Genomic DNA, 17,370 nt, shown 5'->3' on the forward strand with positions numbered 1-17,370 from the left:
CCGCACTCATGTCACCCCGGAAAGGATCCCCATGGATCTGCTGGTCTTCCTGGTCCCGATCGTTACCGGCATTGTCTGGGCCGGGAGCGGTGTGTACTTCCTGATGACCGACAACGAACTGCGCCGCTGCGGCATCCGCACCGAGGCCCGAGTGGTCGGCCCCGTCCCTGGCGTCACGGCATCGCACTCCCGCAGCTACGGCAACTGGGTGATCAACCCCCTGCTCAGCTTCACCACCCCGGACGGCCGAACCGTTGAGCAGGGAATCGGCAGCAAGAAGCGCGCCGTCCGAGTCCGCGCGAACACCCAAGTCACCGTGTTCCACTCCCCGGACGACCCGAGCAGACTTGCCATCGACGGCCACGGAGTCCGTGGACGCGCCTACACCGACATCGTGCTGGGAGTCTCCCTGGTCGCCATCTGCGCGCTGCTGATGAGCAGGGTGCTCTGAAGCCGCGCCGACAGCACGCAAGGCTCCGTCGTGTCCGACAACAGGTTGGTCTCGGCGCATCCGGTATCCGACCGTGGCTTGAGACAGCAACCTGTTCCACGGGCTGGTCCGATATCACGGTCGACCTTGCGACACCCAGCGACGATGTCCTCCGGCTGACGCTCGGGTGAAGAAATTACCGCCTTCGTTCGGGAAAGTCGCCGGATTCCGAGCAAGCAAGCTCCACACCTGCCACAGGGACGCGATGCTATGTCTCCGTTTCCACCCGCAGAGTACGGAGAATCAGCGGTAACACCCCGAATGATCGAGGTCAGCCCAGGAAGGTCAGGCGCACCTGGCGGTGGAGGTTGTCCTTGTTGGTGTCCACCAGGCAGACCGACTGCCAGGTGCCCAGTTGCAGGCGGCCCGCCATGACCGGGAGGGTGGCGTGCGGCGGGACCAGGGCGGGCAGCACGTGGTCGCGGCCGTGGCCGCGGGAGCCGTGGCGGTGGCGCCAGCGGTCGTCGGCCGGGAGCAGGTCGTTGAGGGCGGCCAGCAGGTCCTCGTCGCTGCCGGCGCCGGTTTCCAGGATGGCGACGCCGGCGGTGGCGTGCGGGACGAAGATGTTGAGGAGTCCGTCCGAGCCCGGTGCGACATCGGCGAGGAATTTGTGGCAGCGGTGGGTCAGGTCGATCACCGCCTCGGCGGATCCGGTGGTCAGCTGGAGCACGCTCGTGTGGAAGTAGTCGCTCATGATCCACACGCTAGAGCCTGCGCGCCCCGCGCGGGACAGGCGGGTGAAGCGCTCGGAGTACCGGGGGCGTACGCCGGGCGCGGGGGCGGGCTCTCAGTGACGGGGCGCCAGGGTGGAGTCGCGGACGATGAGTTCGGGCTCCAGAACGATGCTCTGGTGCCGGTGACGGTCGGCCTCGTCGCCGGTCTCCTCCAGCAGGAGTTCCGCGGCCTGGCGGCCCATCCGGACGGCGGGCTGGCGTACCGAGGTGAGCGGCACGGCGGCGGCCGCGGCGAACTCGATGTCGTCGTAGCCGACCAGGGCGATGTCCTCGGGCACCCGCACGCCCTCGGCGAACAGGGCCTGGAGCACGCCCAGGGCCAGCAGGTCGTTGGCGCAGAAGACGGCCGAGGGCCGGGGGTCCATGCCCAGCAGCCGGGCGCCGGCGTCGCGACCCTCGGGGACATCGAGGCGGTCGGCCTCCAGCACGTGCAGCGCCGACGCGTCGAGGCCGGCGTCGGTCAGCGCGGCCAGGGCGCCGTCCCGGCGGTCCCGGCACTGCTGGAGCGACATCGGCCCACTCACATAGGCGATCGACGCGTGCCCCTGGTCGAGCAGGTGCTGGGCCGCCAGCCGGCCGCCCAGGACGTCGTCGACGGAGACCGAGCAGCCCTCGGCGCTGGGCAGCACGCGGTCCACCAGAACGAAGGGAATGCGGTGCCGGCGGAACTCGGTGAGGTTGCGGCCGGTCAGATCGGCCGGGGTGACGAGGACGCCGCGCACCCGCTGTTCGGCGAAGAGGGAGAGGTAGTCGGCCTCCTCGGTGACGCTCTGGGCGCTGTTGCACAGCATCACGCCCAGCGATGCGCCGCGTGCGACGCGCTCGGCGCCGGAGGCGACGTCCACGAAGAACGGGTTCGCCATGTCCAGCACGAGCAGCGAGATGATGCGGCTGCGGCCGGCCCGCAGCTGGCGGGCGGACTCGCTGCGGACGTAGCCCAGCTCGCCGATCGCGCCGAGCACCCGCTCGCGGGTCTCCTCGGCGACCATGTGGGGGCGGTTGATCACGTTCGAGACGGTGCCGACCGACACCCCCGCGTGCCGGGCGACCTCTTTGATGCCCACCGTCTGTGCCATCCGACCTGCCCCGTTCTTCGCTCCGCCGCTCCCTGCCGCCGGGCCATGGTATGTGCTCAGGGGAGGTGGAAGACCTCGGTGAGCGGGCGCATCGCCTCGTCGGGCCGGGCGCCGTCCAGCGCTTCGAAGTACTCCCCCATGGCCGCCTGCCAGCGGGCGTTGACCTCGGTGGCGGCCATGGCGCGCTGGGCCGCCGCGAAGTCGTCCGTCTCCAGGTAGCCGACCAGCAGCCCGTCCTCGCGCAGGAACAGGGAGTAGTTGTGCCAGCCGGACTCGGACAGCGCCTGCTTCATCTCGGGCCACACGTCGGCGTGCCGTTCGCGGTACTCCTCGGTGCGGTCCGCGCGCACCTTCAGCAGAAAGCACACTCGTGGCATGGACCCGACCCTCCTGAAAGGTTTCATATTGGCCCTCGGCAAGCTAGTCATCCGCTCCGCCGGCGTCAAGATCATGGCCTGCCGTTCCCTTGACAGCGATCGAGGCGCCTCATAGCGTCTCTATGAAACGATTCACAGCTGCCCGGGAGCCCTGATCGCATGACCGCTCCATCCGCCGTCAAGGCGGCCCTGACCACGCAGTCCATCGAGACCCCGTCGTGGGCTTACGGAAACTCCGGCACCCGCTTCAAGGTGTTCGCGCAGCAGGGAGTGCCGCGCACCCCGCGGGAGAAGCTGGACGACGCCGCCCAGGTGCACCGGTTCACCGGTGTGGCGCCCACCGTGGCGCTGCACATCCCCTGGGACACGGTCGACGACTACGCCGGCCTCGCCGCGTACGCGGGCGATCTCGGGCTGCGGCTCGGCGCCATCAACTCCAACGTCTTCCAGGACGACGACTACAAGCTCGGCAGTGTCACCCACCCCGACGCCGCCGTGCGCCGCAAGGCCCTGGACCACCTCCTGGCCTGTGTCGACATCATGGACGCCACCGGCTCGCGGGATCTGAAGCTGTGGTTCTCCGACGGCACCAACTACCCGGGGCAGGACGACATCCGGCTGCGCCAGGACCGGCTCGCCGAGGCGCTGGCCGCGGTGTACGAGCGGCTCGGGGACGACCAGCGGATGCTGCTGGAGTACAAGTTCTTCGAGCCCGCCTTCTACACCACCGATGTCCCGGACTGGGGTACCGCGTACGCGCATTGCCTGAAGCTGGGCCCGAAGGCACAGGTGGTGGTGGACACCGGGCACCACGCCCCGGGCACCAACATCGAGTTCATCGTCGCGCTGCTGCTGCGCGAGGGGAAGCTGGGCGGCTTCGACTTCAACTCCCGCTTCTACGCCGACGACGACCTGATGGTGGGGGCGGCCGACCCCTTCCAGCTCTTCCGGATCATGTACGAGGTGGTGCGGGGCGGCGGCTTCACCAGCGACGTGGCCTTCATGCTCGACCAGTGCCACAACATCGAGGCGAAGATCCCCGCGATCATCCGCTCGGTGATGAACGTCCAGGAGGCGACCGCCAAGGCACTGCTGGTGGACGCGGCGGCCCTCGCGGCGGCGCAGACCTCCGGTGATGTGCTGGGCGCCAACGCCGTGCTGATGGACGCCTACAACACCGACGTCCGGCCGCTGCTGGCCGAACTGCGCCAGGAACAGGGACTCGACCCGGACCCGATGGGGGCCTACGCCCGCTCGGGCTGGGCCGAGCGCATCGTCGCCGACCGCCAGGGCGGTCAGCAGGCCGGATGGGGGGCCTGATCAGCATGACGCACTCGGACATCGTGGCGCAGTTGCTGGAGCGTTCGCACCGGCTGGGCGCCGATCCGCGCAACACCAACTACGCGGGTGGCAACACCTCCGCCAAGGGCACCGCGAGTGACCCGGTCACCGGCGGCGACGTGGAACTGATGTGGGTCAAGGGCTCGGGCGGCGATCTGGGCACCCTGGCCGAGGGAGGTCTGGCGGCGCTGCGCCTGGACCGGCTGCGGGCTCTGAAGGACGTGTATCCCGGTGTGGACCGGGAGGACGAGATGGTGGCGGCCTTCGACTACTGCCTGCACGGCCGGGGCGGGGCGGCCCCCTCCATCGACACCGCCATGCACGGTCTGGTGGAGGCGGCACACGTCGACCACCTGCACCCCGACTCGGGGATCGCGCTGGCGTGCGCGGCCGACGGTGAGGCGCTGACCAAGGAGTGCTTCGGCGACAAGGTGGTGTGGGTGCCGTGGCGGCGGCCCGGTTTCCAGCTGGGTCTGGACATCGCGGCGGTACGGCGGGCGCACCCCGAGGCGATCGGCTGCGTCCTGGGCGGGCACGGGATCACCGCCTGGGGCGCCACCAGTGAGGAGTGCGAGCGCAACTCGCTGCACATCATCCGGACCGCCGAGGCGTTCCTGGCCGAGCGCGGCGCGGCGGAGCCGTTCGGGGCCGAGCTGCCCAGGTACGGGGCGCTGCCGCGGGACGAGCGCCGGGCCAGGGCGGCCGCGCTGGCGCCGGTGATCCGCGGGCTCGCCTCCACCGACAGGCCGCAGGTGGGTCACTTCACGGACTCCGAGCCGGTACTGGACTTCCTGGCCCGTGCCGAGCACCCGCGGCTCGCGGCGCTGGGCACGTCCTGTCCCGACCACTTCCTGCGCACCAAGGTCGCGCCGCTGGTGCTCGACCTGCCGGCGGATGCCCCGCTGGAGCAGGCGGTGGCACGGCTGAAGGAGCTGCACGCGGCGTACCGGGAGGAGTACCGGGCGTACTACGAGCGGCACGCCGAGCCGGGTTCGCCCGCGATGCGGGGCGCGGATCCTGCCGTCGTGCTGGTGCCGGGGGTGGGGATGTTCTCCTTCGGCAAGGACAAGCAGACCGCGCGGGTGGCGGGCGAGTTCTATGTGAACGCGATCGCCGTGATGCGCGGGGCCGAGGCGGTCTCCCGCTACTCCCCCATCGAGGAGTCGGAGAAGTTCCGCATCGAGTACTGGGAACTGGAGGAGGCCAAGCTGCGGCGGATGCCGCCGCCGGCTCCGCTGGCGACCCGCGTCGCGCTGGTGACCGGTGGGGGCAGCGGCATCGGCCGGGCGACGGCGCTGCGGCTGGCGGCCGAGGGCGCGTGCGTGGTGGTCGCCGACCGGGACGAGGCGGCGGCGCGTGCGGTGGCGCAGGAGCTGGGCGGTGCGGACCGGGCTGTCGCGGTGGCCGTCGATGTGACGTCCGAGGAGCAGATCGCGGCGGCCTTCGAGGCGGCGGCGCTGGCGTTCGGCGGGGTGGACCTGGTGGTCAACAACGCCGGGATCTCCATCTCCAAGCCGCTGCTGGAGACCACGGCGGCCGACTGGGACCTGCAGCACGACATCATGGCGCGCGGCTCGTTCCTGGCCTCCCGGGAGGCGGCGCGGATCATGATCGCGCAGGGCATGGGCGGTGACATCGTCTACATCTCGTCGAAGAACGGGGTGTTCGCGGGACCCAACAACATCGCCTACGGCGCGACCAAGGCCGACCAGGCGCACCAGGTGCGGCTGCTGGCCGCCGAACTGGGCGAGCACGGCATCCGGGTCAACGGCGTCAACCCCGACGGTGTGGTGCGCGGTTCCGGCATCTTCGCCGGTGGCTGGGGCGCCAAGCGGGCCGCCGTGTACGGCGTGGACGAGGAGAACCTGGGCGCGTTCTACGCCCAGCGGACCCTGCTCAAGCGGGAGGTGCTGCCGGAGCACGTGGCGGCGGCGGTCTTCGCGCTCACGGGCGGGGATCTCACCCACACCACCGGTCTGCACATCCCGGTCGACGCCGGGGTGGCCGCGGCGTTCCTGCGCTGAGTCCCGACAACCCCCGAGGAGAGTTGTGTCCGCCTCTTCCCCCACCGGCGCCGCGCGGGATTTCGCCGCGGTGGATCTCGGTGCCTCCAGCGGCCGGGTGATGCTCGCGCGGGCCGGCGGCGGTGAGCTGTCGCTGCGCGAGGCCCACCGGTTCGCGAACCGTCCCGTACGGGTCCTGGGCACCTTGCACTGGGATGTCCTGGCGCTGTGGGACGGGTTGCTGACCGGGCTGCGGGCGGCCGGCCGGGAGGCCGGCGGCCCGCTGGCCGGGGTCGGCATCGACTCCTGGGCGGTCGACTACGGGCTGCTGGACGCCTCGGGCGCGCTGCTGGGCAATCCGGTGCACTACCGGGACGGCCGGACCGACGGGGTGGCGGCCCAGGTGGCCGGTGTGCTGCCGCCGCGTGAGCTGTACGCGGCCACCGGCCTGCAGGAACTGCCGTTCAACACCGTGTACCAGTTGGTGGCGGCGCGGGGTTCGGCGCAGTTGGCGGCGGCGCACCGGCTGCTGCTGATACCGGATCTGATGGCCTACTGGCTGACGGGCCGGGCCGGGACCGAGCTGACCAACGCCTCCACCACGCAGCTGATCGATCCCCGGACCCGGTCCTGGTCGCCGGTGGTGGCCGAGGCGCTGGACATCGATCAGGGGCTCTTCCCGCCGCTGCGGCTGCCCGGTGATCCGGCCGGGGAGCTGACGCCGGAGGTGCTGGCGGAGACGGGCCTGGCGGGCCCGGTGCCGGTGTGGGCGGTGGCCTCGCACGACACCGCCTCGGCGGTGGTCGGGGTGCCGGCGTCCGGGAAACGGTTCGCGTACATCGCCACCGGTACCTGGTCGCTGGCCGGCCTGGAACTGGACGCGCCGGTGCTGTCGCAGGAGAGCCGGCGGGCGAACTTCACCAATGAGCTGGGCGTGGACGGCACGGTGCGCTATCTGCGCAACATCATGGGGCTGTGGCTGCTCCAGGAGTGTCTGCGGGAGTGGGAGCGCTCAGGCACGCCGTACGAGCTGGAGCCGCTGCTGCGCGACGCCGCCCGGGCCGAGCCGCTGCGTTCGGTGGTGGACGCGGGTGATCCGGAGTTCATCGCGCCCGGGGACATGCCGGGGCGGATCGCGCGGGCCTGTGCGCGTACGGGTCAGCCCGAGCCGAGGGACGCGGCCGAAACCGTACGCTGTGTGCTGGATTCGCTGGCGCTGGCCCACCGGGTGACGGTGCGTGAGGCGCAGCGGCTGTCGGGGCGGAGTGTGGAAACGGTGCATGTGGTGGGCGGCGGAGCCAGGAACGAGTTGCTGTGCCAGCTGACGGCGGACGCCTGCGGGTTGCCGGTGGTGGCGGGTCCCGCGGAGGCGGCGGCGCTGGGCAATGTGCTGGTGCAGGCCAGGGCGGCGGGGGTGCTCGGTGGTGGACTCGCCGAGTTGCGGGGCTTGCTGCGCGCCACGGCGCCGCTGCGGCACCATGAGCCCATGGGTGACGCGGGCGCGTGGGACCGGGCGGCGGCCCGGATCTCCGGCGGCCGGGAGGTGGGGCGGTGATGCGGGTCGCGCTGTTCGTCACCTGTGTGAACGACACCCTGTATCCGCAGACGGGGCGGGCGGTGGTCACCCTGCTGGAGCGGCTGGGGGTGAGCGTGGACTTCCCCTCCGAGCAGAGCTGCTGCGGGCAGCCGCAGTTCAACACGGGCTACCGGTACGAGAGCGAGCCGCTGGTGCGCCGCTACGCCAAGGCGTTCGAGGGGTACGACTACATCGTGGCGCCCTCGGGTTCGTGTGCGGCGATGGTGCGGGACAACTACCCGCGCATCGGCCGCAAGGCGGCGGCGGAGGGGCGGGGCGGGGAGCTGGCCGAGCTGGCGGCCTCGGTGGTGCCCAGGACGCTGGAGCTGACGGAGTTCCTGGTGGATGTGCTGGGGGTGACGGATGTGGGGGCGTACTACCCGCACCGGGTGACGTACCACCCCACCTGTCATGGGCTGCGGATGCTGGGGCTGGGTGAGCGGCCGCGCCGGCTGCTGTCGGCGGTGCGGGGGCTGGAGCTGGTGGAGCTGCCCGGGGCGCAGGAGTGCTGTGGCTTCGGCGGCACGTTCGCGGTGAAGAACGCGGCGGTGTCGGCGGCGATGGGCGCGGACAAGGCCCGCAACATCGAGACGACGGGTGCTTCGGCGGTGTGCACGGTGGACAACTCGTGTCAGATGCACATCGGGGGCACGCTGTCCCGGCTGGGTTCGCGGGTGCGGCCGGTGCACATCGCGGAGATTCTGGCGAACACCGAGGAGGTGCCGTTCCGGTGAGCGGTGGTACGGGTACGTATCTGGGCATGCCGCCGTTCCCCCGGGCGGCGAAGGACGCGGTGGGCGACACGACGCTGCGGGGGAATCTGCGGCACGCCACGCACACCATCCGCGACAAGCGGGCGGCGGCGGTCGCCGAGTTGCCGGACTGGGACCGGCTGCGTGCGGCCGGGGCGGCGATCAAGGACCGCACGCTGCGTCATCTGGACCACTATCTGGAGCAGTTGGAGGCGTCGGTCACGGCGGCCGGCGGGATCGTGCACTGGGCGGCGGACGCGGCGGAGGCCAACCGGATCGTCACCGATCTGGTGCGGGAGACCGGGGAGCGGGAGGTCATCAAGGTCAAGTCGATGGCCACCCAGGAGATCGGTCTCAACGAGGCGCTGGAGGCGGCCGGCATCCGCGCCAACGAGACGGATCTGGCCGAGCTGATCGTGCAGTTGGGCGACGATCTGCCCTCGCACATCCTGGTGCCGGCCATCCACCGCAACCGCGGCGAGATCCGGGACATCTTCACGGAGAAGATGGCGCGCTGGGGGCGGGCGGCGCCCGAAGGGCTCACGGATTCCCCGGCGGAGCTGGCGGAGGCGGCGCGGCTGCATCTGCGGGAGAAGTTCCTGCGCGCCAGGGTCGGTATCTCCGGGGCGAACTTCATGGTCGCCGAGACCGGCACGCTGGTGGTGGTGGAGTCCGAGGGAAACGGCCGGATGTGCCTGACGCTGCCGGAGACGCTGATCTCGGTGGTGGGGATCGAGAAGGTGATTCCGTCCTGGCAGGACCTGGAGGTGTTCCTGCAGACGTTGCCGCGCTCCTCGACGGCGGAGCGGATGAATCCGTACACCTCGATGTGGACGGGGACGACGGACGGCGACGGGCCGCGGGTCTTCCATCTGGTGCTGCTGGACAACGGCCGCACCGACACGCTGGCCGACGAGGTGGGCCGGCAGGCGCTGCGCTGCATCCGCTGTTCGGCCTGTCTGAATGTGTGCCCGGTGTACGAGCGGGCCGGGGGGCACGCGTACGGGTCGCCGTACCCGGGGCCGATCGGGGCGATTCTCACGCCGCAGCTGCGCGGGACGGCCAGTGAGCTGGACGCGTCGCTGCCGTACGCCTCTTCGCTGTGCGGGGCCTGCTACGAGGTGTGCCCGGTGGCCATCGACATCCCGGAGGTGCTGGTGCATCTGCGGGAACGGGTGGTGCAGGGCGGGCCGGTGACGGTGCGGGGCACCCGGACCCGGATCCGTCCGGCGAAGGGGCATGCGGCGGAGCGGGCGGCGCTGCGGGCGGCGACCTGGGCGCTGGACCGTCCGGGGGCGCTGCGGGCCGGTCAGCGGCTGGCGGGACGGGCGCGGCGGCTGGTGCCGCGGCGGCGGCTGCTGGGGCCGGGTCGGGCGTGGACGGCGAGCCGGGATGTGCCGGCGGTGCCGGCCGAGCCGTTCCGTGACTGGTGGCAGCGGCGGACGCGAGAGGCGGGCGGGGAATGAGCGCGCGGGAGATGGTTCTGGCGCGGGTGCGGCGGGCGCTGGCGGATGTGCCGCGCGAGGAGACGCCGGATCAGGTGCCGGTGGTGCGGGACTATCTGGCCAGCCACTCCCCGGCCGACCCGGTGGGCATGCTGGCGGAGCATCTGGCGGACTACCGGGCGCTGGTGCACCACACGGACGAGGCCGGGCTGCCGGCGCTGATCGGCGGGCTGCTGACGGCGCGCGGGGCGCGGTCGGTGGTGGTGCCGCAGGGGCTGCCGGCCGCGTGGACGGCGGTGGACGGGGTGCGGCAGGTGCCGGACACCGCGGAGCTGACCGCCGCCGAACTGGACGCGGTGGACAGTGTGGTGACGGGCTGCGCGGTGGCCATCGCGGAGACCGGGACGATCGTGCTGGACGGCGGGCCCGCCCAGGGGCGGCGTCGGATCACCCTGGTGCCGGACCATCACGTGGTGGTGGTGCGCGCGCCGGAGCAGGTGGTGGATTCGGTCGGGCAGGCACTGCCACGGCTGGTACCGGGCCGGCCGCTGACGTGGATATCGGGTCCTTCGGCCACCAGTGACATCGAACTCGACCGGGTCGAGGGCGTACACGGGCCGCGCACGCTCGAGGTGGTGCTGGTCCGGGGGTGACGTTTGCGGGGGTATCACACACACGCGAGAAAGAGGTACCCCATGCGGCTGACGGAAGCCTATGAGCGGGCCCTGGCGGGGTTCGACCGCCGGGTGCGGCTGGTCGGCGCCGGGCAGTGGGACGCGCCCACGCCGTGCGCGCAGTGGTCGGTGCGGGATCTGGTCAACCATGTGACCGGGGAGCAGTTGTGGGCGCCGCATCTGCTGCGCGGGGAGACGCTGACCGAGGTGGGCGACCGCTACGACGGGGACGTGCTGGGCGATGACCCGGTGGCGGTCTGGGAGCGGGCGGCGCGCGAGGCCCGGACGGCGTTCACCGGGCCGGGGGCGCTGGATGCCCCGGTGCACACCAGTGGCGGGCTGACCCCGGCGGAGGACTACGCGCGGCAGATGACGCTGGATCTGACGGTGCACGCCTGGGACCTGGCGCGCGGCACGGACACCGATGACCGGCTGGACGAGGAGGTGGCGGAGATGGTGTTCACGTATGTGGAGCCGCAGATCGGCGGCTGGCAGGGGTTCGGGATCTTCGACCCGCCGGTGGAGGTGGCGCCGGACGCCCCGGTGCAGGAGCGGCTGGTGGCGCTGCTGGGACGTGACCCGGCCTGATCGGCGGGTGGGCGCTCGCGACGGCCGCCGGGCTGCGGGTGATCGAGCTGATCGAGCCGGACTGGGCGTCCGGAGAGTGCCCCGCCCCCCGTCGTCGTGGGGGCGGGGCTCCGGGTGCGGTGGGTCAGCCGGCCAGCAGGGTGTCGATACGGGCCAGTTCGTCCTCGGTGAGCGGACCGGCCTCCAGGGCGGCGAGGTTCTGGTCGAGCTGGGCGACGCTGCTGGCGCCGATCAGCACCGAGACCACCCGGGGGTCGCGCAGGACCCACGAGAGCGCCAGCTGGGCCAGGGTCTGGCCGCGTCCTTCGGCGACCTCGTTGAGGGACCGCAGCAGGGTGAGCCGCTCGGCCGGGAGGGCGTCACGCTTGAGGAAGTGCCCCACGGCCATCCGGGAGTCCTGCGGCACCTCGCCGGACAGGTAGCGGTCGGTGAGCAGGCCCTGGGCGAGCGGGGAGAAGGCGATGAGGCTGGTTCCGGTCTCACCGATGGCGTCCAGGACGCCGTCTTCCAGGGCCCGGTGCAGCATGTTGTACGGGGACTGGTGGATGAGCAGCGGGGTGCCGAGTTCGCGCAGGATCTGCACGGCGCGGCGGTGCTGCTCGGCGGGGTAGTTGGAGATGCCGGCGTACAGGGCCTTGCCGGAGCGGACCGCGTGGTCGAGGGCGCCGAGGGTCTCCTCGAGCGGGGTGTCGGGGTCGTAGCGGTGGGAGTAGAAGACGTCGACGTAGTCCAGGCCCATGCGGGTGAGGGACTGGTCGAGGCTGGCGATCATGGACTTGCGCGAGCCCCATTCGCCGTACGGGCCGGGCCACATGTGGTAGCCGGCCTTGGAGGCGATGAACAGTTCGTCGCGGTAGGGGCGGAAGTCCTGGGCGAACAGGGTGCCGAAGTTGATCTCGGCCGAACCGGGGGGCGGGCCGTAGTTGTTGGCGAGGTCGAAGTGGGTGATGCCGCGGTCGAAGGCGCGGCGCAGCACGGCCCGCTGCGTCTCCAGCGGGCTGGTGTCACCGAAGTTGTGCCACAGCCCCAGGGACACGGCGGGCAGCAGCACGCCGCTGTGGCCGGAGCGGCGGTACTGCATGGTGTCGTAGCGGTCGGCGGCTGCGGCGTAGGGCACCGGGTCTCCTCGCGAGGTTAAACGTTTTCTTTCATCCTGGCACAGAATCGATCAGATCATCGATCTTTTTCCGAGAGCTCGGTGACCCAGTCCAGTGCGCCGCGCAGATGGGCCCGGAACGCCTCGTCCCCGTACGCCTCGGCGGTGTGGCCGAGAGAGGTGTAGAAGGAGCGCCCACCGGTGTTCTCGTGGCACCACACCAGCGGGTGATCGGCGCCCATCCGGCCGCCGGTGTAGGTGGATTCGTCGGCGGACGCCAGGACGCGGACCCGGCCGCGCGGGCTGGCGGTGAAGTGGTACCACTCGTCCGTGAAGGTCCAGCGCGCCGGCAGATGAGCTGTGGCGGGGTGGTCGTGGTCCTCCACCTGGACCACGCCCGGCTGGAGCGCGGGGTGACCGTCGAAGCGGGCGCCGACCAGATCGCCGTACCACGGCCAGTCGTACTCGGTGCCCGAGGCGGAGTGCACACCGAGGAAGCCGCCACCCGCCTCCTGGTGGGCGCGCAGGGCGTCCCGGGCCGGCGGGGTGAGAACGGCACCGGTGGTGGACAGGAAGACGGCCGCGGCGGCGCCGGGCAGCGCGGCGGCGAGCGTGTCCGGGTCCTCGGTTGCCACGACGGTGAGGCCTCGCTCGGCGCCCAGCGCGCGCAGGGCGCCGACGCCCGCGGGGATGGAATCGTGGCGGAATCCGGCGGTGCGGGTGAACACGACGAGATGCTCGGAGGTCATGGATCCCTATGCTAGAAGGCGCTTCGCCGCACGGGCGGTGCCGGGCGCCGGGGGGCGCTTTCTCCGGCTGGGGGGTGTGCGCCGTACCTCCGCGCTTCAGATCCGCCGGATCGTGGGAAATCAGATAACAACCCGCCCAAGTGTCTTCCGTTGACCGCCTTCAGGGCCCCATGATCTTGGGCATTCCCGAGTGAGGAGTACGGATGCCCCGTGATCAGGTTGCCCTCGTCTTCAGCAAGCAGGCCATCGCCTGCGCCCGGTTGGGCTCCCCGCTGTACGGGGCTCTGCTGGAACGGGTGGCCCGGGACATCCGGGAGGGCGGCCCGTGCGCGGACGTGCTCGACGGGTACGGCGACCTCAGCGAGACCGACGCGCTGCCGCTGCGGCTGATGGGCGCGGTGCACGCCCTGGTGCTCACCGGGCGGGCGCCGGAGCTGGCCGAGCACTATCCCAGCGCGGGCGGGGTCTTCGATCCCGGGCGTCCGGATGCCGGCTGGTCCGCCTTCCTGGCCACCGTGGCGGCGGAGCCCGGCTGGGTGCGCGAGTGGCTCGGACGGCCACCGCAGACCAACGAGGTGGGAAGGGCGGTCCTGCTGCTGGCCGGGCTGCTGTACGCCGTTCCCACCGCCGCGCTGCCGATCCGGCTGTTCGAGCTGGGCTCCAGCGCGGGACTGAATCTGCGGGCCGAGCAGTTCCGCTACCAGGCCCCGGACTTCTCCTGGGGCAACCCCGACTCGGCCGTGAAACTGGACCCGGTGTGGAAGGGCGAGGCGCCCGGCTGGCTGACCGAGGGGGTGCGGCGGCATCAGGCGCTGCGCATCGTCGAGCGCAGGGGCTGCGACCTGACCCCGATCGATCCGCTGTCCCCCGACGGGGCGCTCGCCCTGCGCGCCTACGTGTGGCCGGACCAGGCAGCACGGGTGCGCCGGCTGGACGGGGCCCTGCGCATCGCCGCCAAGGTACCCGCCACGGTGGGCGCGGCGGGCGCCGCGGAGTTCCTGTCCGGCGTGCGACTGGAGCCCGGCACCATGACCGTGGTCTGGCACTCGGTGATGCGCCAGTACGTGCCGGACGCCGAATGGGCCCTGGTGGAGCGGGAACTGGAGCGGCTGGCCGCGGCGTCCACGGTGGACGCGGGGTTCGTGCATCTGTCGTTCGAGCCGCGCACGGTGGGTGAGCTGCAGCGGTTCGCGCTCTCGGCGCGGCTGGGCCGGGCGCCTGAAGAATTCCTGGCGTTCGCCGCGCCGCACGGTCTGCCCGCGTGGTCCCCGGGTCAGGACTGACGCACGATGGGCCCATGGGACATCTGATGACTGCGGACGAGTGGCGGACCTTCCTCAGCGCGGGAACCAGGACCGGGAAGCTGTCGACGGTGAGCGAGGACGGCGGCCCGCACGTGGCGCCGGTGTGGTTCCTGGTGGACGGCGACGACATCGTCTTCAACACCGGCAAGGGCACCGTCAAGGGCCGCAACCTGGCCCGGGAGGGCCGGGCGGCGCTGTGTGTCGACGACGAGCGCCCCCCGTTCAGCTTCGCCGTGGTGCGCGGGCGGGTGAGCCTCAGCGAGGAACCGGGGCAGCTGCGGGAATGGGCCACCCGGATCGCGGAGCGGTACATGGGGGCCGACCGGGCGAAGGAGTACGGCGAGCGCAACGGCGTACCGGGGGAACTGCTGGTGCGGCTGCGGGTGGAGCATGTGTCCGCCGTCGCCGATCTGGCGGAGTAGGCGGCGTACGCGCCGGCGTGTTCACACCTCGCGCCAGGTGCGGCGGTCACGGGCCACCCCGTGGATGGCGCTGACCCGGTCCGGAGTGAGGACGGCCCCGTACAGGGTGAGCCGGTCGAGGTCACCCTCCCGCAGGATCCGCACGTCGGAGGGCACCGTGCCGTACCCGATCCGCCCGGCCGCCACGCAGATCAGCACCGGGACCACCGGTACCGGGAAGCCACAGCCCCGGGTCAGGGCGTGCGCGGCACGGGCCGCGCCGCGTCGGCAGTGCCGCAGATGGGGCTCGGTCCGCCGGGCTCCGACCCGCACCAGGTCCTCGTCCGGGTCCCCGATGCGCAGCGGGCGTCCGCGGTGGCCCACGGTGTGGCAGCCGAAGACCCCGGCCGGGCCGATCGCCAGGTGGGGCAGGGTGGCGGCGCCGGGCAGCGGGATGGAGTGCAGCACCTGCCAGCCGGCGCCGGTGAGCCGGTCGAGGGCGGCCCCGGCCGACTGTTCCCCGGCGAGCCGCCGCCGCAGCGCCACGGCCTCGCCGTCCCGGCCGAGCAGGGCGCGGGCCAGCCGGCGGGCGGGGTGCGCGGGACGGCGGTCGAGGAGCCCGTACAGCGTCTCGCCAGGCCGGTTGGGGGCCAGATCGTCGTCGGGATGCAGCCACAGCGGGCCGCTGTCGCGGCGCCGGGCCGGGTTCGGTTCCTGACCGGGCTCCATCCGTCACCCCCTCGGGTCCATGACACCATCGTCACGGTCCGGCGGCGAACAGGCATCCCGCCGGGGACGGGTACCGGCGAAGGAGAGTGCGGGATCGTGGCGGGGCTGATCGACACCGTGGCATGGGTGCATCTGGACCGGGGGCGGATTCTGGGGGTGCGTTCGCGGGGCAAGCGGCTGTTCTACATCCCCGGCGGCAAGCGGGACGGCTCGGAAAGCGACCACGAGACGCTGCTGCGGGAGGTGCGCGAGGAGCTGACGGTGGCACTGGTGCCCGAGACGGTGGCCCATGTGGGGACGTACGAGGCGCAGGCGGACGGCTATCCGGCCGGGACGATGGTGCGGATGGCCTGTTACACGGCGGACTTCCACGGGACGCTGAGCGCCAGCAGCGAGATCGAGGAGATGGCCTGGCTCTCGCTGGCGGAGAAGGAGCGCACGGCGCCGGTGGATCACGCGGTCTTCGAGGATCTCGCCGCGGCCGGACGGCTGCGCTGAGCTTTACCATGGCGGTTCGTGGAGGAGGGTGAGCGGTGGTGGAAGCGGTGCACAGCGACGGGCGGGTGGAGCGCGGGAACGCCACGCGCCGCCTGGTGCTGCGCAGGACCATGGAGGTCGCCTCCGTGGAGGGCCTGGGAGGGCTTTCGATCGGGCGGATCGCCGGCGAGCTGGGGCTGAGCAAGAGCGGGGTGTTCGCGCTCTTCGGGTCCAAGGAGGAGCTGCAGCTGGCGACGGTGCGGGCGGCGAGGTCGGTCTTCGTGAAGGCCATCGTGCAGCCGGTGCTGGAGATGCCCGAGGGGGTGGCGCGGGTGCTGCGGCTGTGCGACGGCTATCTGGAGTACTCGCGGGGCCGGGTGTTCCCCGGTGGGTGTTTCTTCCTCGCCGTGGCCACCGAGTTCGCGGCCAGGGAAGGCGCGGTGCGCGATGCGGTGGCCCTGGCCCGTCAGGAGTGGGACCAGCTGATCACGGACGCGCTGACGGCGGCACGGGCCGCCGGTGAGCTGCGGGCGGACACCGACGCGGCGCAGCTGGGCTTCGAGCTGGTGGCGCTGCTGGACATGGCGAACACGACATCCGCGCTGCTCGGGGACGAGACGGGGTACGAACGGGCGGCGGCCGCCGTCCGCGGGCGGCTGCGGGCGGCGGCCGTGACCGGGGCCGGGGTCTAGTGGACCGGGTCGGTCGCCGAGACGAAGTCCAGTACGCCCTCGATGACCTGGGGGTCGGCGAGGATCCGCCGGTGGCCCAGGCCCCGCGTGATGAGCAGGTCGGCCTGGCTGCCGTAGGTGTCGGCGATGCGGCGGGCGTGGGCGACCGGGATCACGTCGTCGTCCTCGTCGTGGACGACGAGGATCGGCAGGGTGAGCCGGGCGGGCCGGTAGGTGGCCGAGAAGCGCTCCCAGACGTTGGGTACGCCGGCGAAGATGTCCTCCTCGACGTGGGTGCGCAGCACGTCCTTGGCCCGCCCGGTGAGGCCCGCGCCGGCGCAGAAGGAATCGACGAGGTGGGTGAGGTCGGGTATGGGGGCGAGGGTGATCAGCCGGGTGGCGGTGACCTCTTCGCGGAGCGCCCAGAAGGCGGCGAGCCCGCCGAGGGAGTGGCCGACGACCGCCTCGTAGTGGCCGTCGTCCGGTGCGAGGCGGCGCGCCATGTCGCCGTACTGCAGGATCGTGGTCTCGCCGTCCGAGGACTCGCCGTGTCCCGGGGCGTCGAAGCCGACGGGGCTGTACCCGCGCTCGGTCAGCGCGCGGACGAGCGGCACGAAGCGGGAGGTGCGGAACATCCAGCCGTGCAGGAAGAGGACCGGACGCTCCCCGTTGCCCCAGCGGAAGACGACCACGTCCCGGCCGTCCACGCTGACGGTTTCGCGGCGTGCGGCGCGCATCAGCGCTTCTTCGTCCGGGCGTGGCCGGGCGGAGGTGTGGGGCCGGCGGAAGGAGGGCAGGGCGGCGCTCACGGCCAGGGAGGGGGCTATCCGGGAGGTGAGGCGCAGGGCGGTACGGGTCAGGTCGGCGGTCAGAGCCATGCTGAATCC

General features: G+C 72.1%; 19 protein-coding genes. 12 read left to right on the forward strand and 7 right to left on the reverse strand.

The features are described 5' to 3' along the window. The first annotated feature begins 31 nt into the window (after positions 1 to 31). The gene (locus SXIM_RS00480; protein WP_030738600.1) at positions 32 to 451 is read left to right on the forward strand and encodes a DUF3592 domain-containing protein; all 420 of its coding nucleotides are present in this window, start codon (positions 32 to 34) and stop codon (positions 449 to 451) included. A gap of 310 nt (positions 452 to 761) precedes the next feature. Here SXIM_RS00480 and SXIM_RS00485 read toward each other — a convergent pair whose 3' ends face one another. The 3 genes from SXIM_RS00485 to SXIM_RS00495 form a co-directional block, all read right to left on the reverse strand. Further along, positions 762 to 1,184: a secondary thiamine-phosphate synthase enzyme YjbQ gene (locus SXIM_RS00485; protein ID WP_030738597.1), complete on the reverse strand. Its 423-nt coding sequence runs from the start codon at positions 1,182 to 1,184 to the stop codon at positions 762 to 764. Between the two features lie 93 nt (positions 1,185 to 1,277). Then, the gene (locus SXIM_RS00490) at positions 1,278 to 2,300 is read right to left on the reverse strand and encodes a LacI family DNA-binding transcriptional regulator (protein ID WP_030738592.1); all 1,023 of its coding nucleotides are present in this window, start codon (positions 2,298 to 2,300) and stop codon (positions 1,278 to 1,280) included. 56 nt (positions 2,301 to 2,356) lie between these two features. Then, positions 2,357 to 2,677, reverse strand: a complete 321-nt coding sequence (locus SXIM_RS00495; protein WP_030738589.1) for an L-rhamnose mutarotase — start codon at positions 2,675 to 2,677, stop codon at positions 2,357 to 2,359. Between the two features lie 159 nt (positions 2,678 to 2,836). Between SXIM_RS00495 and rhaI the strand changes: the two genes are divergently transcribed. Genes rhaI through SXIM_RS00530 form a run of 7 tightly spaced genes read left to right on the forward strand, consistent with a single transcriptional unit; the run spans position 2,837 to position 11,056 of the window. Continuing rightward, positions 2,837 to 3,997, forward strand: coding sequence for an L-rhamnose isomerase (gene rhaI, locus SXIM_RS00500; protein ID WP_030738586.1), 1,161 nt, complete (start codon positions 2,837 to 2,839; stop codon positions 3,995 to 3,997). Between the two features lie 5 nt (positions 3,998 to 4,002). After that, positions 4,003 to 6,042, forward strand: coding sequence for a bifunctional rhamnulose-1-phosphate aldolase/short-chain dehydrogenase (locus SXIM_RS00505; protein WP_046725351.1), 2,040 nt, complete (start codon positions 4,003 to 4,005; stop codon positions 6,040 to 6,042). Between the two features lie 25 nt (positions 6,043 to 6,067). After that, entirely contained in the window at positions 6,068 to 7,576 is a 1,509-nt protein-coding gene (locus SXIM_RS00510) for a rhamnulokinase (protein WP_078846795.1), read from the forward strand. Further along, on the forward strand, positions 7,576 to 8,331 hold the full coding sequence (locus SXIM_RS00515; RefSeq protein ID WP_030738577.1) for a (Fe-S)-binding protein: 756 nt from the start codon (positions 7,576 to 7,578) through the stop codon (positions 8,329 to 8,331). Before SXIM_RS00510 ends, SXIM_RS00515 begins: the two co-directional genes overlap by 1 nt. A 26-nt stretch (positions 8,332 to 8,357) precedes the next feature. Further along, entirely contained in the window at positions 8,358 to 9,815 is a 1,458-nt protein-coding gene (locus SXIM_RS00520; RefSeq protein ID WP_046725353.1) for a lactate utilization protein B, read from the forward strand. Then, the gene (locus SXIM_RS00525; protein WP_046722612.1) at positions 9,812 to 10,447 is read left to right on the forward strand and encodes a LutC/YkgG family protein; all 636 of its coding nucleotides are present in this window, start codon (positions 9,812 to 9,814) and stop codon (positions 10,445 to 10,447) included. The genes SXIM_RS00520 and SXIM_RS00525 overlap by 4 nt, the downstream gene beginning before the upstream one ends. A 42-nt stretch (positions 10,448 to 10,489) precedes the next feature. Then, the gene (locus tag SXIM_RS00530) at positions 10,490 to 11,056 is read left to right on the forward strand and encodes a TIGR03086 family metal-binding protein (RefSeq protein WP_030738569.1); all 567 of its coding nucleotides are present in this window, start codon (positions 10,490 to 10,492) and stop codon (positions 11,054 to 11,056) included. A gap of 124 nt (positions 11,057 to 11,180) precedes the next feature. On the opposite strand, the gene SXIM_RS00535 is transcribed toward SXIM_RS00530, so the two are convergent. Continuing rightward, positions 11,181 to 12,173: an aldo/keto reductase gene (locus SXIM_RS00535; RefSeq protein WP_030738566.1), complete on the reverse strand. Its 993-nt coding sequence runs from the start codon at positions 12,171 to 12,173 to the stop codon at positions 11,181 to 11,183. 56 nt (positions 12,174 to 12,229) lie between these two features. Further along, the gene (locus SXIM_RS00540) at positions 12,230 to 12,901 is read right to left on the reverse strand and encodes a ThuA domain-containing protein (RefSeq protein ID WP_046722614.1); all 672 of its coding nucleotides are present in this window, start codon (positions 12,899 to 12,901) and stop codon (positions 12,230 to 12,232) included. Positions 12,902 to 13,104: 203 nt separating this feature from the next. On the opposite strand from SXIM_RS00540, the gene SXIM_RS00545 reads away from it, so the two are divergent. Together SXIM_RS00545 and SXIM_RS00550 are read left to right on the forward strand one after the other, a co-directional pair. Beyond that, positions 13,105 to 14,184: a DUF2332 domain-containing protein gene (locus SXIM_RS00545; protein ID WP_046722616.1), complete on the forward strand. Its 1,080-nt coding sequence runs from the start codon at positions 13,105 to 13,107 to the stop codon at positions 14,182 to 14,184. Positions 14,185 to 14,198: 14 nt separating this feature from the next. Then, positions 14,199 to 14,627 carry a PPOX class F420-dependent oxidoreductase gene (locus SXIM_RS00550; protein ID WP_046722618.1) on the forward strand — a complete coding sequence of 143 codons (429 nt, stop codon included), beginning with the start codon at positions 14,199 to 14,201 and terminating at the stop codon, positions 14,625 to 14,627. A gap of 21 nt (positions 14,628 to 14,648) precedes the next feature. Here SXIM_RS00550 and SXIM_RS00555 read toward each other — a convergent pair whose 3' ends face one another. Further along, entirely contained in the window at positions 14,649 to 15,335 is a 687-nt protein-coding gene (locus tag SXIM_RS00555) for an NERD domain-containing protein (protein WP_053116053.1), read from the reverse strand. A gap of 96 nt (positions 15,336 to 15,431) precedes the next feature. Here SXIM_RS00555 and SXIM_RS00560 point away from each other — a divergent pair, with 96 nt between their 5' ends. Both SXIM_RS00560 and SXIM_RS00565 read left to right on the forward strand, forming a co-directional pair. Continuing rightward, positions 15,432 to 15,833, forward strand: a complete 402-nt coding sequence (locus SXIM_RS00560; protein ID WP_030738552.1) for an NUDIX hydrolase — start codon at positions 15,432 to 15,434, stop codon at positions 15,831 to 15,833. Positions 15,834 to 15,871: 38 nt separating this feature from the next. Next, positions 15,872 to 16,504: a TetR/AcrR family transcriptional regulator gene (locus SXIM_RS00565; protein ID WP_030738549.1), complete on the forward strand. Its 633-nt coding sequence runs from the start codon at positions 15,872 to 15,874 to the stop codon at positions 16,502 to 16,504. On the opposite strand, the gene SXIM_RS00570 is transcribed toward SXIM_RS00565, so the two are convergent. Further along, positions 16,501 to 17,361 (reverse strand): alpha/beta hydrolase, encoded by an 861-nt coding sequence (locus SXIM_RS00570; RefSeq protein WP_046722620.1) that lies wholly within the window; start codon positions 17,359 to 17,361, stop codon positions 16,501 to 16,503. The two genes, SXIM_RS00565 and SXIM_RS00570, sit on opposite strands and share 4 nt — an antisense overlap. Between the last annotated feature and the right edge of the window lie 9 nt (positions 17,362 to 17,370).

It is taken from the genome of Streptomyces xiamenensis (genome assembly GCF_000993785.3).
GTDB lineage: Bacteria > Actinomycetota > Actinomycetes > Streptomycetales > Streptomycetaceae > Streptomyces > Streptomyces xiamenensis.